11 protein-coding genes are annotated in these 12,618 nt (G+C 70.6%); 9 read left to right on the top strand and 2 right to left on the bottom strand.

The window, feature by feature from the left end; translation table 11 throughout:
* The first annotated feature begins 13 nt into the window (after window positions 1–13).
* The 8 genes from nuoH to ABZ721_RS13315 all read left to right on the top strand — a co-directional run bounded on the left by nuoH (window position 14) and on the right by ABZ721_RS13315 (window position 9,534).
* Window positions 14–1,354, top strand: a complete 1,341-nt coding sequence (nuoH, locus tag ABZ721_RS13350) for an NADH-quinone oxidoreductase subunit NuoH (RefSeq protein WP_358788801.1) — start codon at window positions 14–16, stop codon at window positions 1,352–1,354.
* Window positions 1,347–1,976 (top strand): NADH-quinone oxidoreductase subunit NuoI, encoded by a 630-nt coding sequence (nuoI, locus tag ABZ721_RS13345; RefSeq protein ID WP_358788731.1) that lies wholly within the window; start codon window positions 1,347–1,349, stop codon window positions 1,974–1,976. The genes nuoH and nuoI overlap by 8 nt, the downstream gene beginning before the upstream one ends.
* Complete coding sequence (locus ABZ721_RS13340) at window positions 1,976–2,803, top strand: NADH-quinone oxidoreductase subunit J (RefSeq protein WP_358788800.1); 828 nt, start codon at window positions 1,976–1,978, stop codon at window positions 2,801–2,803. The genes nuoI and ABZ721_RS13340 overlap by 1 nt, the downstream gene beginning before the upstream one ends.
* Window positions 2,800–3,099 (top strand): NADH-quinone oxidoreductase subunit NuoK, encoded by a 300-nt coding sequence (nuoK, locus tag ABZ721_RS13335; protein ID WP_138357554.1) that lies wholly within the window; start codon window positions 2,800–2,802, stop codon window positions 3,097–3,099. Before ABZ721_RS13340 ends, nuoK begins: the two co-directional genes overlap by 4 nt.
* A gap of 12 nt (window positions 3,100–3,111) precedes the next feature.
* Window positions 3,112–5,007 carry an NADH-quinone oxidoreductase subunit L gene (nuoL, locus tag ABZ721_RS13330; protein WP_358788730.1) on the top strand — a complete coding sequence of 632 codons (1,896 nt, stop codon included), beginning with the start codon at window positions 3,112–3,114 and terminating at the stop codon, window positions 5,005–5,007.
* A gap of 6 nt (window positions 5,008–5,013) precedes the next feature.
* Window positions 5,014–6,609 (top strand): NADH-quinone oxidoreductase subunit M, encoded by a 1,596-nt coding sequence (locus tag ABZ721_RS13325; protein ID WP_358788729.1) that lies wholly within the window; start codon window positions 5,014–5,016, stop codon window positions 6,607–6,609.
* Window positions 6,606–8,252: an NADH-quinone oxidoreductase subunit NuoN gene (gene nuoN / locus ABZ721_RS13320; RefSeq protein ID WP_358788728.1), complete on the top strand. Its 1,647-nt coding sequence runs from the start codon at window positions 6,606–6,608 to the stop codon at window positions 8,250–8,252. The genes ABZ721_RS13325 and nuoN overlap by 4 nt, the downstream gene beginning before the upstream one ends.
* Before the next feature lie 262 nt (window positions 8,253–8,514).
* Window positions 8,515–9,534: a polyprenyl synthetase family protein gene (locus ABZ721_RS13315; RefSeq protein WP_358788727.1), complete on the top strand. Its 1,020-nt coding sequence runs from the start codon at window positions 8,515–8,517 to the stop codon at window positions 9,532–9,534.
* 64 nt (window positions 9,535–9,598) lie between these two features.
* On the opposite strand, the gene ABZ721_RS13310 is transcribed toward ABZ721_RS13315, so the two are convergent.
* Window positions 9,599–10,363, bottom strand: a complete 765-nt coding sequence (locus ABZ721_RS13310; RefSeq protein ID WP_358788726.1) for a zf-HC2 domain-containing protein — start codon at window positions 10,361–10,363, stop codon at window positions 9,599–9,601.
* A complete protein-coding gene (locus tag ABZ721_RS13305; RefSeq protein ID WP_358788725.1) occupies window positions 10,360–10,878 on the bottom strand; it encodes a sigma-70 family RNA polymerase sigma factor in 519 nt (172 codons plus the stop codon). Before ABZ721_RS13305 ends, ABZ721_RS13310 begins: the two co-directional genes overlap by 4 nt.
* Window positions 10,879–11,203: 325 nt before the next feature.
* Between ABZ721_RS13305 and ABZ721_RS13300 the strand changes: the two genes are divergently transcribed.
* The gene (locus tag ABZ721_RS13300; protein WP_358788724.1) at window positions 11,204–12,253 is read left to right on the top strand and encodes a CHRD domain-containing protein; all 1,050 of its coding nucleotides are present in this window, start codon (window positions 11,204–11,206) and stop codon (window positions 12,251–12,253) included.
* Window positions 12,254–12,618 lie beyond the last annotated feature (365 nt).

The following is a 12,618-nucleotide window of genomic DNA, read 5'->3' as shown; positions in this document are numbered from 1 at the left end:
CGAAGATCTGTCGATGTTCGGCACCGATCCGTGGTGGCTGATTCTCCTCAAGGCGGTCTTCTGCTTCGCCTTCGCCATGCTGACCGTGCTCTTCTCGATCGTCTGGGAGCGCAAGGTCGTGGCGTGGATGCAGCTGCGCATCGGCCCCAACCGGCACGGCCCGTGGGGCATGCTCCAGTCGCTCGCCGACGGCATCAAGCTGATGCTGAAGGAAGACATCATCGTCAAGCGCGCGGACAAGGTGGTGTACATCCTCGCGCCGATCGTCGCGGCGATCCCCGCCTTCATGTCCTTCGCGGTGATCCCCTTCGGCCCGGCCGACAACGAGGTGTCCATCTTCGGCACCCGCACCGCGCTGCAGCTCACCGACCTTCCGATCGGCGTGCTGTACATCCTGGCCACCGCGTCCGTCGGCATCTACGGCATCGTGCTCGCGGGCTGGTCCTCCGGCTCGACGTACCCGCTGCTCGGCGGGTTGCGCGCGTCGGCCCAGATGATCTCGTACGAGATCGCGATGGGGCTGTCGTTCGCGGCGGTCTTCCTCTACTCCGGGTCGATGTCCACCTCGGCGATCGTCGAGGCGCAGCACGACCGCTGGTTCGCGGTGCTGCTGCCGGTCTCGCTGCTGATCTACATCGTGGCGATGGTCGGTGAGACCAACCGCGCCCCGTTCGACATGCCGGAGTCCGAGGGCGACCTCGTCGGCGGCTTCAACACCGAGTACTCGTCGATCAAGTTCGCGCTCTTCATGCTCGCCGAGTACGTGAACATGGTGACGGTCTCGGCGGTGGCGACCACCCTCTTCCTGGGCGGCTGGCGGGCCCCGTGGCCGATCAGCACCTTCTGGGAGGGCGCGAACCACGGCTGGTGGCCGATGCTCTGGTTCACGGTCAAGGTCCAGCTGCTGCTGTTCTTCTTCATCTGGCTGCGCGGCACTCTCCCGCGCGTGCGCTACGACCAGTTCATGAAGCTGGGCTGGAAGGTCCTCATCCCCGTCTCCATGGTCTGGCTGATGCTGGTCGCGACCGTGCGGGCGATGCGGAACGAGAACTACGGCCTGCGCGACATCGTGCTGTACGTCGGCGGCGCCGTGGTCGGCCTGCTGCTGATCTCCCTCGTGGTCGACGTGTTCCGCGACCGCGGGCGGAAGAAGGAGGAGGCGGCGGCAGCCGCGGCACCTCCCGAAGAGTTCGATCCGATGGCGGGCGGCTTCCCCGTGCCGCCGTTGCCGGGGCAGACGCTGCCACCGGTGCCGCGCCGTCGCAGCCGCAGCCACGGCGAGCCGCAGCTCGTCGGCGCCCAGGCACACGCCCCGGACGCCGTGGACACTGACAAGGAGGCCGACGATGCCTGAGTTCCTGGGCCCGGTCGCGGGCTTCGGCGTGACCTTCAAGGCCATGTTCAAGAAGCGGCTGACCGAGCAGTACCCCGAGGAGAAGAAGCCGACCGCGCCGCGCTTCCACGGCCGGCACCAGCTCAACCGGCACCCGGACGGGCTGGAGAAGTGCGTCGGCTGCGAACTGTGCGCGTGGGCCTGCCCGGCCGACGCGATCTACGTGGAGGGCGCGGACAACACCGACGAGGAGCGCTACTCCCCGGGTGAGCGCTACGGCCGCGTCTACCAGATCAACTACGCCCGCTGCATCCTGTGCGGCCTGTGCATCGAGGCGTGCCCCACCCGGGCGCTGACGATGACCAACGAGTACGAACTCGCCGACAGCAGCCGCGAGTCGCTGATCTTCACCAAGGAGCAGCTGCTCGCCGGGCTGGACGAGGGCATGGTCGAGGCGCCGCACTCGATCTTCGAGGGGATGAACGAGGGCGACTACTACCGCGGCGCCGTCACGGAGGCCGCGCCCGGCACGGAGCGCCAGGTGGCGGTCTCCAAGGGCGAGCGGCCGGCGGCCGAAGCGGAGCCGCCGGTGACCGTGCCGGCCTCCGGCACCAGGCCCGCGGGAACGGGGGCGGAGGCATGATGTCGACCCTCGCCGCCGCGTCCAGCACCTCGACGGGTGAGGCGTTCCAGTTCTGGGTCCTCGCCGTCGTCGCCGTGGTGGGCGCGCTGGGCACGGTACTGAGCAAGAAGACGGTGCACAGCGCGCTCTGTCTGGCCGGGACCATGATCATCCTGGCGGTCTTCTACATGGCCCAGGGCGCGTACTTCCTCGGGATCGTCCAGATCGTCGTCTACACCGGCGCGATCATGATGCTCTTCCTCTTCGTCGTCATGCTGGTCGGCATCACCGCCGCCGACTCGATGAAGGAGACGCTCAAGGGCCAGCGCTGGCTGGCCGCCGCCTGCGGCCTCGGCTTCGGGATCCTGCTGATCGCGGGCATCGGCAACGCCTCGCTCGACACCTTCGCCGGCCTCGGCCAGGCGAACGCGGGCGGCAACGTCGAGGGCCTGGCGCGGCTGATCTTCACCAAGTACGTGTGGGCCTTCGAGATCACCGGCGCGCTGCTGATCACGGCGGCCGTCGGGGCGATGGTCCTGACGCACCGCGAGCGGACCGAGGCGCGCAGCACCCAGCGCGAGCTGTCCGAGCAGCGCGTACGCGAGGGCAAGCAGGTGCCGCCGCTGCCCGCCCCCGGCGTCTACGCCCGGCACAACGCGGTGGACGTCCCCGGCCTGCTGCCGGACGGCACCACCTCGGACCTGTCGGTCAGCGCCACGCTCCGCGAGCGCGGTCAGATCCGCGACGTGTCCGACGAGGCCCTGGCCGATCTCGCCGAGCTGGAACAGCGCTCGGAGAACTGGCTGGAGCGGTCCGCTCCCGCGACGCCGAAGGAGGCGAGCAAGTGAATCCGGTCAACTACCTGTACCTGGCCGCGCTGCTGTTCACCATCGGCGCCGCCGGGGTGCTGATCCGGCGCAACGCGATCATCGTCTTCATGTGCGTCGAGCTGATGCTGAACGCCTGCAACCTGGCGTTCGTCACCTTCTCCCGGATGCACGGCAACCTCGACGGCCAGATCATCGCCTTCTTCACGATGGTGGTCGCCGCGGCCGAGGTCGTGGTCGGGCTCGCGATCATCGTGACGATGTTCCGCTCCCGGCACTCGGCCTCGGTCGACGACGCCAATCTGATGAAGCTGTAAGGGGTAGCGACAGTGGAGAACCTCATCGGATTGCTCGTCGCGGCACCACTGCTGGGCGCGGCGATCCTGCTGACCGGCGGCCGCCGGCTGGACCGTGTCGGCCACTGGCTCGGCACGCTCTTCGCGGCGGTGTCCTTCGGTATCGGCGCCGTGCTCTTCTTCGACATGCTCGGCAGGAGCGGCGAGCACCGCGCCATCTCCTCGCACCTGTTCAGCTGGGTGCCGGTCGGCGGCTTCCAGGCCGACATCGGCTTCCAGCTCGACCAGCTGTCGATGACCTTCGTGCTGCTGATCAGCGGTGTGGGCACGTTGATCCACATCTACTCGATCGGGTACATGGAGCACGACGAGCGGCGCCGCCGCTTCTTCGGCTACCTGAACCTGTTCGTGGCGGCGATGCTGCTGCTGGTCATCGCCGACAACTACTTCCTGCTGTACGTCGGCTGGGAGGGCGTCGGCCTCGCCTCGTACCTGCTGATCGGCTTCTGGCAGCACAAGCCGAGCGCGGCCACGGCGGCGAAGAAGGCGTTCCTCGTCAACCGCGTCGGCGATGTCGGCCTGTCCGTCGCGATCATGCTGATGTTCACGACGTTCGGCACGTTCAGCTTCGGTCCGGTGCTGGAGCACGCGGGCGACGCGAGCGAGGGCAAGCTGACGGCGATCGGCCTGATGCTGCTGCTGGCCGCGTGCGGCAAGTCCGCCCAGGTGCCGCTGCAGTCCTGGCTCGGCGACGCGATGGAGGGCCCGACCCCGGTCTCGGCCCTGATCCACGCGGCGACGATGGTGACGGCGGGCGTGTACCTGATCACCCGGTCCGGCGCGATCTTCAACGGGGCCCCGGACGCGCAGCTGGCGGTGGTCACGGTCGGCGCGGTCACGCTGCTGTTCGGTGCGATCGTCGGTTGCGCGAAGGACGACATCAAGAAGGCCCTGGCGGGCTCGACGATGTCGCAGATCGGCTACATGATCATGGCGGCCGGGCTCGGCCCGATCGGCTACGTCTTCGCGATCATGCACCTGGTCACCCACGGCTTCTTCAAGGCCGGACTCTTCCTCGGCGCCGGGTCGGTCATGCACGGCATGAACGACGAGGTCGACATGCGGAAGTACGGGGGCCTGCGCAAGTACATGCCGGTCACGTTCCTGACGTTCGGCCTCGGCTACCTGGCCATCATCGGCTTCCCGGGCCTGTCCGGCTTCTTCTCCAAGGACAAGATCATCGAGGCGGCCTTCGCCAAGGGCGGCACCGAGGGCTGGATCCTCGGCGGCGCGGCCCTGCTGGGCGCCGCGATCACCGCGTTCTACATGACGCGCGTGATGCTGATGACCTTCTTCGGCGAGAAGCGCTGGGAGGCCGACGCGGACGGCCACGAGCCGCACCCGCACGAGTCGCCCACGTCGATGACCGTTCCCATGGTCGTCCTCGCCTTCGGGTCCGTCTTCGCCGGCGGCCTGTTCAGCTTCAACAGCGCGTTCCTCAAGTGGCTGGAACCCGTCACCGGGCACGAGGAGGGGCACTCGCCCCTCAGCGCCCTGACGGTGACGATCGGCACGATGGTCGTGCTGGTCATCGGGGTCGCGCTGGCCTGGCTGATGTACGGCCGCAAGGCCGTACCGGCCGTCGCCCCGCGCGGCTCGCTGCTGACCCGCGCCGCCCGGCGCGATCTGCTGCAGGACGACCTCAACCACGTCGTGCTGGTGCGCGGCGGCGAACACCTCACCCGCAGCCTGGTCTACCTGGACCACACCCTGGTGGACGGCGCCGTCAACGGCACCGCCGCCGGGATCGGCGGCCTGTCCGGACGCATGCGCAAGCTGCAGAACGGCTACGTCCGCTCGTACGCGGTGTCGATGCTGGGTGGCACGGCGGTCCTGGTCGCCGCGACTCTCCTGATGAGGGCGGTCTGATAACTCATGTCCTTTCCCCTCCTTACCGTCACGGCCGCCCTCCCGGCGGTCGGCGCGATCGTCACCGCCGCCGTACCGGCCGCGAAGCGCAACCTGGCCAAGTGGTCGGCGCTGGGCTTCTCGCTCGGCACGCTCGTGCTGGCCGCGATCGTCCTCATCCGGTTCGAACCGGGCGGTGAGCGCTACCAGCTCACCGAGTCCCACGCGTGGATCAAGAACTTCGGGGTCCGCTACGAGCTCGGCGTGGACGGCATCGGCGTCTCGCTGGTCGCGCTGACCGCGCTGCTGGTCCCGTTCGTCATCGCGGCCGGCTGGCACGACGCCGACCCGCTGGAGGACAAGAACCCCAACCGCCGCTGGCGCCCCACCCAGGGCTTCTTCGCCCTGATCCTGGCCGTCGAGGCGATGGTGGTGGTCTCGTTCGAGGCCACCGACGTCTTCCTCTTCTACATCTTCTTCGAAGCCATGCTCATCCCGATGTACTTCCTCATCGGCGGCTTCGGGGACCAGGCGCACGAGCACGGCGACGACGAGGCGGCCAAACAGCGCTCGTACGCGGCCGTGAAGTTCCTGCTCTACAACCTGGTCGGCGGACTGGTCATGCTGGCCGCCGTCATCGGGCTGTACGCGGCCGGCGCCGACCAGCTCGGCCACGGCACGTTCTCGCTCCAGGAGATCCTGCGGGCCCGCGCCGACGGCAAGTTCGACCTGGCGTCCTCCACCGAGCGGTGGCTCTTCCTCGGCTTCTTCTTCGCCTTCGCGGTGAAGGCGCCGCTGTGGCCGCTGCACACCTGGCTGCCGAACGCGATGGGCGAGTCCACCGCGCCGGTCGCCGTCCTGATCACCGCGGTCGTCGACAAGGTCGGCACCTTCGCCATGCTGCGCTACTGCCTCCAGCTCTTCCCGGAGGCCAGCAAGTGGGCGACGCCGGTGATCCTGGTGCTGGCGGTGATCAGCATCATCTACGGTGCCCTGCTCGCCGTCGGCCAGCGCGACATCAAGCGGTTGATCGCCTACGCGTCCATCTCGCACTTCGGCTTCATCATCATGGGCATCTTCGCGATGACCACGCAGGGGCAGAGCGGTGCCGCCCTCTACATGGTCAACCACGGGATCTCGACCGCCGCGCTGCTGCTGGTGGCCGGGTTCCTGATCAGCCGGCGCGGCTCGCGGCTCATCGCCGACTTCGGCGGGGTGCAGAAGGTGGCGCCGGTGCTCGCCGGCACCTTCCTGATCGGCGGACTGGCGACGCTGTCGCTGCCGGGGCTCGCCCCGTTCGTCTCCGAGTTCCTGGTGCTCGTTGGCACCTTCAGCCGCTACCCGGCGCTCGGCATCATCGCGACCGTCGGCATCGTGCTCGCCGCGCTCTACGTCCTCGTCCTGTACCAGCGGACGATGACCGGACCGGTGAAGGCGGGCGTCGAGGGGATGGCGGACCTCAAGGTCCGCGAGATCGCCGTGGTGGCCCCGCTGATCGCGCTGCTGCTCTTCCTCGGCGTGTACCCGAAGCCGCTCACGGACATCGTCAACCCGGCGGTCGGCCAGACGCTCTCCGACGTGCACAAGACCGACCCCAAGCCCGCGCTGGAGGCGACCAAGTGAGCGGAACAGCCGTCCACAGCCTGTGGACAATGGCGGCCCCCGCCGCAGACAAGATCCCCGCCCCGAAGATCGAGTACGCCCAGCTGTCGCCGGTCCTGATCGTCTTCGGGGCCGCGATCGTCGGGATCCTCGTCGAGGCGTTCCTGCCGCGCAGGTCCCGCTACCTGGGGCAGATCGCGGTCAGCGTCGTCGGCCTCGCCGCCGCCTTCGCCGCCGTCGTGGCCCTGGCGGCCAGGGGCTACGGCACCACCAAGGCGCACGTCGCCGCGATGGGAGCGGTGGCCGTCGACGGCCCCGCGCTGTTCCTGCAGGGCACGATCCTGCTGGTCGGGCTGGTCGCGGTCTTCACCTTCGCCGAGCGCCGGCTCGACCCGACGGCGCACGGCCGCAAGGTCGACTCCTTCGCCGCCCAGGGCTCCGCGGTCCCCGGCGGCGACGCCGAGAAGGCCGCGATCAAGGCCGGATTCACCACCACCGAGGTCTTCCCGCTGCTGCTCTTCGCGGTCGGCGGCATGCTGATCTTCCCGGCCGCGTCCGACCTGCTGACGCTCTTCGTCGCGCTGGAGGTCTTCTCGCTGCCGCTGTACCTGCTCTGCGCGCTGGCCCGCCGCCGGCGCTTCATGTCGCAGGAAGCCGCGATGAAGTACTTCCTGCTGGGAGCCTTCTCGTCGGCCTTCCTGCTGTTCGGCATCGCGCTGCTCTACGGCTACGCGGGCACCGTCTCGTACTCCGGCATCGCCGCCGTCGTCGACGGCACCGCCAAGATGACCCCGGCGCTCGCCGCCACCACCGGCAACGACGCGCTGCTGCTCATCGGCACCGCGATGGTCGCCATGGGGCTGCTGTTCAAGGTCGGCGCCGTGCCGTTCCACATGTGGACCCCGGACGTCTACCAGGGCGCCCCGACCCCGGTGACCGGCTTCATGGCCGCCGCCACCAAGGTCGCCGCCTTCGGCGCGCTGCTGCGGCTGCTGTACGTGGTCCTGCCGGGCATGCGCTGGGACTGGCGCCCGGTGATGTGGGGCGTCGCGATCCTGACGATGCTGGTCGGCGCGATCGTCGCCGTCACCCAGACCGACGTGAAGCGGCTGCTGGCGTACTCGTCCATCGCGCACGCCGGCTTCATCCTCGCCGGTGTCATCGCCACCACGCCGGACGGCGTGTCGTCGGTGCTCTTCTACCTCGGCGCGTACTCCTTCGTGACGCTCGGTGCCTTCGCCGTCGTCACCCTGGTGCGCGACGCGGGCGGCGAGGCCACCCACCTGTCGCACTGGGCCGGCCTCGGCCGGCGGTCGCCGCTGGTCGCGGCGGTCTTCGCGGTCTTCCTGCTGGCCTTCGCGGGCATCCCGCTGACCTCCGGCTTCGCCGGGAAGTTCGCGGTGTTCAAGGCGGCGGCCCAGGGCGGCGCGATGCCGCTGGTCATCGTGGGTGTGCTCTCCTCGGCCATCGCCGCGTTCTTCTACATCCGCGTCATCGTGCTGATGTTCTTCAGCGAACCGAAGGCCGACGGCCCCACCGTCGCCGTCCCGAGCGCCTGGACCTCCACGGCGATCGGCATCGGCGTGGCGGTGACGCTCGCGCTGGGCGTCATGCCGCAGTACTTCCTGGACCTCGCCGACAAGGCGGGCGTGTTCGTCCGCTGAGCCCCGCGGCAGCGGGAGACGGCCGCCGGACGCACCCCGCGTCCGGCGGCCGTTTCGCGCCGTCCTGAGGGGCCCGCCGGCGCCGTGCGGCACCCTCGGGGAGCAGGATCCGGACGTCTTCGACGCAGGTCGACCAGGGTGAGTGACCGGTCCAGGCCGGATAGGGGCGATGCCCCGGCAAAGATCGAGAGGGGACCGGCTACGCTGCCGTTGTAAGCAGTGCCACCCCCAAGACGCCATCTCAGCGAATGGAGTACCCCTCGTGAACGTCGTCGGGCCGTTCGGGTTGAGTGTGCGGGACGAGGCTCTCGAAGCCGACGTCCGGGCCGGGCTGTTCGCCGTGGAGGAGGGCCTCCTGGAGGCCACCAAGAGCGACGTCCCCTTCATCACCGGCGCGGCGCGCCACCTCGCGCGCGCGGGCGGCAAGCGGTTCCGTCCCCTGCTGGTCATGCTCGGCGCCCAGTTCGGCGACCCGCACGCGCCGGGCATCGTGCCGGCCGCGGTGGTCGTGGAGCTCACCCACCTCGCGACGCTGTACCACGACGACGTGATGGACGAGGCGGACGTGCGCCGCGGCGTCCCCAGCGCCAACTCCCGCTGGGACAACTCGGTGGCCGTCCTGACCGGGGACTTCCTGTTCGCCCGCGCCTCGCACATCCTGGCCGACCTCGGCCCCGAGGCCGTCCGCGTGCAGTCCGAGGCCTTCGAGCGGCTGGTGACCGGCCAGATCCTGGAGACCGCGGGCCCGGCCGACGGCCGGGACCCCGTCGACCACTACCTCGACGTCATCAGCGGCAAGAGCGGCTCGCTCATCGCCGTCTCCTGCCGCTTCGGGGGCATGATGGCGGGCGCCGACGAGTCCGTCGTCGACATCCTCACCCAGTACGGCGAGCGCATCGGCACCGCTTTCCAGCTCGCCGACGACATCCTCGACATCGCCAGCGACAGCCACGAGTCGGGCAAGACCCCCGGCACGGACCTGCGCGAGGGCATCCCCACCCTCCCCGTACTCCACCTGCGCACCCGGGTCGCCGCGGCCAACGGCTCGGCCACGGCCGCCGACCGCCACCTGTGCGACCTGCTGGCGAGCGACCTCACCGACGACCGGCGGCACGCCGAGGCGCTGCGGCTGCTGCGCGCCCACCCGGCGCTGGAGCAGGCCCGCCGCGACACCGTCCGCTACGCCGACGAGGCGCGCGCCACCCTCGCGCCCCTCCCGGACTGCGCCGCGAAGCAGGCCCTGGAGGGCCTGTGCGACGCGGTCGTGTACCGCGCGGGCTGACGCCCGGCCCCTCTCCACCCGCCCCTGACGCCCGGCCCCTACGCCCGGCCTCTACGCCCGCCCTTTACGCGCGGACGTCCACCAGCGGCCTGCCGTCCAGCGTGCGCACCTCGTAGTGGTCGATCTCGGCCGGCTGCAGGGCGGCACCGCCGTCCAGGTAGAGCGGCGCGCGGGCCGACTGGTGCGGGCTGTCCGGGATGCCGTACCCCCAGGGGCCGACCGCCCACGTGGACACGGTCTGCCGCTCCCCGTTCCGCCCGACGGCGACGAGGCTGCAGCGCAGCGGCCCCCGCACCTGGCCCAGTTCCAGGACGACGCGGCTGCCCCAGGCCTTCTTCTCCACCCCGATGGTGGCGGAGACGTGGGTGGCGGGGTCGGTGCCGGAGACCTTGGCGGCGGCCGGGATCAGCCGGAAGGCGGCCTCCGCGTTCCCGTTGTACTCCTCCTCCGCGACCGTCCGGCCCCGGTCGTCGGACGCCATCTGGACGGCGAGGAACGGCCCGCCGACGATCAGGACGGCGGCGGCCGCGACCAGCACCATCCTGCGCCGCCGCGCCCTGGCGCGGGCCCCGGCGACCTCGTCCAGCAGCCTGCCGAGCAGCGCGTCGCCGGGAGCGCCCCGGTCCTGGGCGGACAGCAGGGCGTCGGGGTCCGGGTTGGCCGCCGCGTACTGCGCGAGCAGCGGTTCGATCCCCACGAGCGCGTCGAGCTCCGCCATGCAGGACTCGCACCCCGCCAGATGCGCCTCGAACCGGTCGGCGTCCGCGTCGCCGAGCAGGCCGAGGGCGTACGCCCCGATGTCCGCGTGCTGCCCCTGCGGCGACGTCATGACGTGGTCACCCCCCGCTCCTCGAGCGCGAGCTTGAGCGAGCGCAGCGCGTAGAAGATCCGCGACCGCACCGTCCCCGCCGGTACGCCGAGCACGGCGGCGGCGTCCTCGACCGAACGCCCGCGCAGGTAGGTCTCGGCGAGCACCTGCCGGTGGGCGTCCGAGAGGTCGGTCATCGCATCGGTGATGGTCATCAGCCGGAGCACGTTGTCCAGCTCGTCCTGGGCGGGCAGCAGGTCCAGGGGAGCGGGGTCGACCTCCTGGGGGCGGGCCTGCCGGCTGCGGTGGCCGTCGATGACCAGCCGGCGCGCCACCGTCACGAGCCAGGGGCGGACGGATCCGGCGGCGCGCTCCAACTGGTCGCTGTTGCGCCAGGCGCGCAGCAGCGTTTCCTGTACGACATCCTCGGCCCGGTGCCGGTCGCCGGCGACCAGCCGCAGTACGTAGGCGAGCAGGGGTCCCGCATGCTCGTTGTAGAGCGCCCGCATCAGCTCTTCGCTCGGTTCCGTGGCCACGGCCGCATCCTTCCGCACGGAATCCTTCAGGTCGAGACCGTCCCGGGAATGATCAACAGCGGAGCAACAGCAGCTCAACTGCCGTGTGAGGAGGTAGCGTTCGCCGTCCCGCCCACTGACCCGCGACAGAATCTTGTGATGTTCGCTCAACGAGCATCCTCCGTGCGGCCATTGTGCGATATACGCAACTCGGGTACCCCCGACTCACCGTTCGGGCCGTGATTCTCACCGCATTCGCCCGTTGAGCGGCGACCCCCCGAGGCCGCGTATGAACCCCTGAGACGCCGGGGCGTGGGGCCCCGGTGCCAGGGGGAGGACCCGTTTCATGAACCGCATCAGGAGCCGCCGCACCGCCGTCGCACTCGCCGTGACCGCGGCCGCGGCCGCGGGCGGCCTCGCGTTGACCGTGCTGCCGGCGTCCGCCGACGGGAAGGCGCCCGGGAACGCGCACGAGCACGCGTCTGAGCACGCGTCCGAGCACGCGTCGTCCGGCGGGGGCACGTCCGCGGACGTGCACACGACTGCCGGCCGGAACGCGACCGACGGCGGCGGGAAGGCCGTCTACTTCGCGGCGAGCCTGAACGGCGCCAACGAGGTGCCGGTGCCGGGCGGCCCGGCGGTGGGCGACCGGGACGGCAGGGCCGTGGAGTTCCTGAAGGTCGAGGGCGACCGGGTCTCGTTCGCGATGCGCTGGAAGGGCATCGCCCCGCCCACCGCCGCGCACATCCACCAGGGCCCGGCCGGCGGCAACGGCGGTGTGCGGATCCCGTTCTTCGCCGAGAAGCTGCCCGGCAGCGTCTACTCCGTCACCGGCACGGTCAGGGTCGACGACCCGGAGCTCCTCGCCGACCTGCGGTCCGACCCGGGCGGCTTCTACGCCAACCTGCACACCGCCGAGTTCCCGGGCGGTGCGGTCCGCGGCCAACTCCACCGGCTCAGCTCGTCGATCGACTTCGCGAAGGCGCTCGCCAACCCGCTGGCGTCCGTCCTCAAGGGGCAGCAGATCTACGCGTGCACCCGGCAGCCGGACGGCGGGTTCGCGTTCACCCAGGACAACGTCGCGGCGCACCTGGAGAAGGGCATCGAGCACTCCTTCGTGCGGCCCGCGGCCGGGCCCCCGCAGTGGGTCGCGCCCGACGGGAGCGCCGTCACCGGCACGGTCGTCACGAAGACGCCGAACGGTGCGGGCAACATCGCGGAGCTGGACCTGCGGGCCACCCGATCCGGCGGCCCGGAGGGCCTGCTCGCCGACACCCGGGAGATCCTGCGGCTCAACACCGTCGGCGGCGTCGCCCCGGCCGGCTCCTGCGACCCGTACAAGACGCCGAGGATCGGCGTGAAGTACCGGGCGGACTACCTCTTCATCGGCAAGTGACGGCCGCGGGGACGGATGGCCGCGGGGAGGGACGGCTGCGGGGACGGTTGAGGGGCCGTCCCTGAGGCGGGCCCGGTGGGGCGGCCCTGAGGGGGAGGGCCGCCCGAAGACGGGCCAATACGGTGCGAACGGTCAGGAAAGGTGACTCCTGCGCCCTCCTGGCCCCGCACCGACCCGTGTACGCCCTCGGGGTTCGTCATCCCGGGGGCGTACGCGGGGTTGCTCCCGGCGGCTGATGTGCCGGGCCTCCCCATTTGGTGGGATTGGTATCACCACCTCAGGGGCGGATCGGGTGACAATGAACCCGAGAGGTGGACGAGTGCACGGCATCGTGGCCGCCGCTGACGACGGAGGTAGGAACGCAA

The sequence above is a fragment of the Streptomyces sp. NPDC006733 genome (genome assembly GCF_040636125.1).
Taxonomy (GTDB): Bacteria; Actinomycetota; Actinomycetes; order Streptomycetales; family Streptomycetaceae; genus Actinacidiphila.
This window is presented reverse-complemented; position numbering and strand designations above follow the sequence as displayed.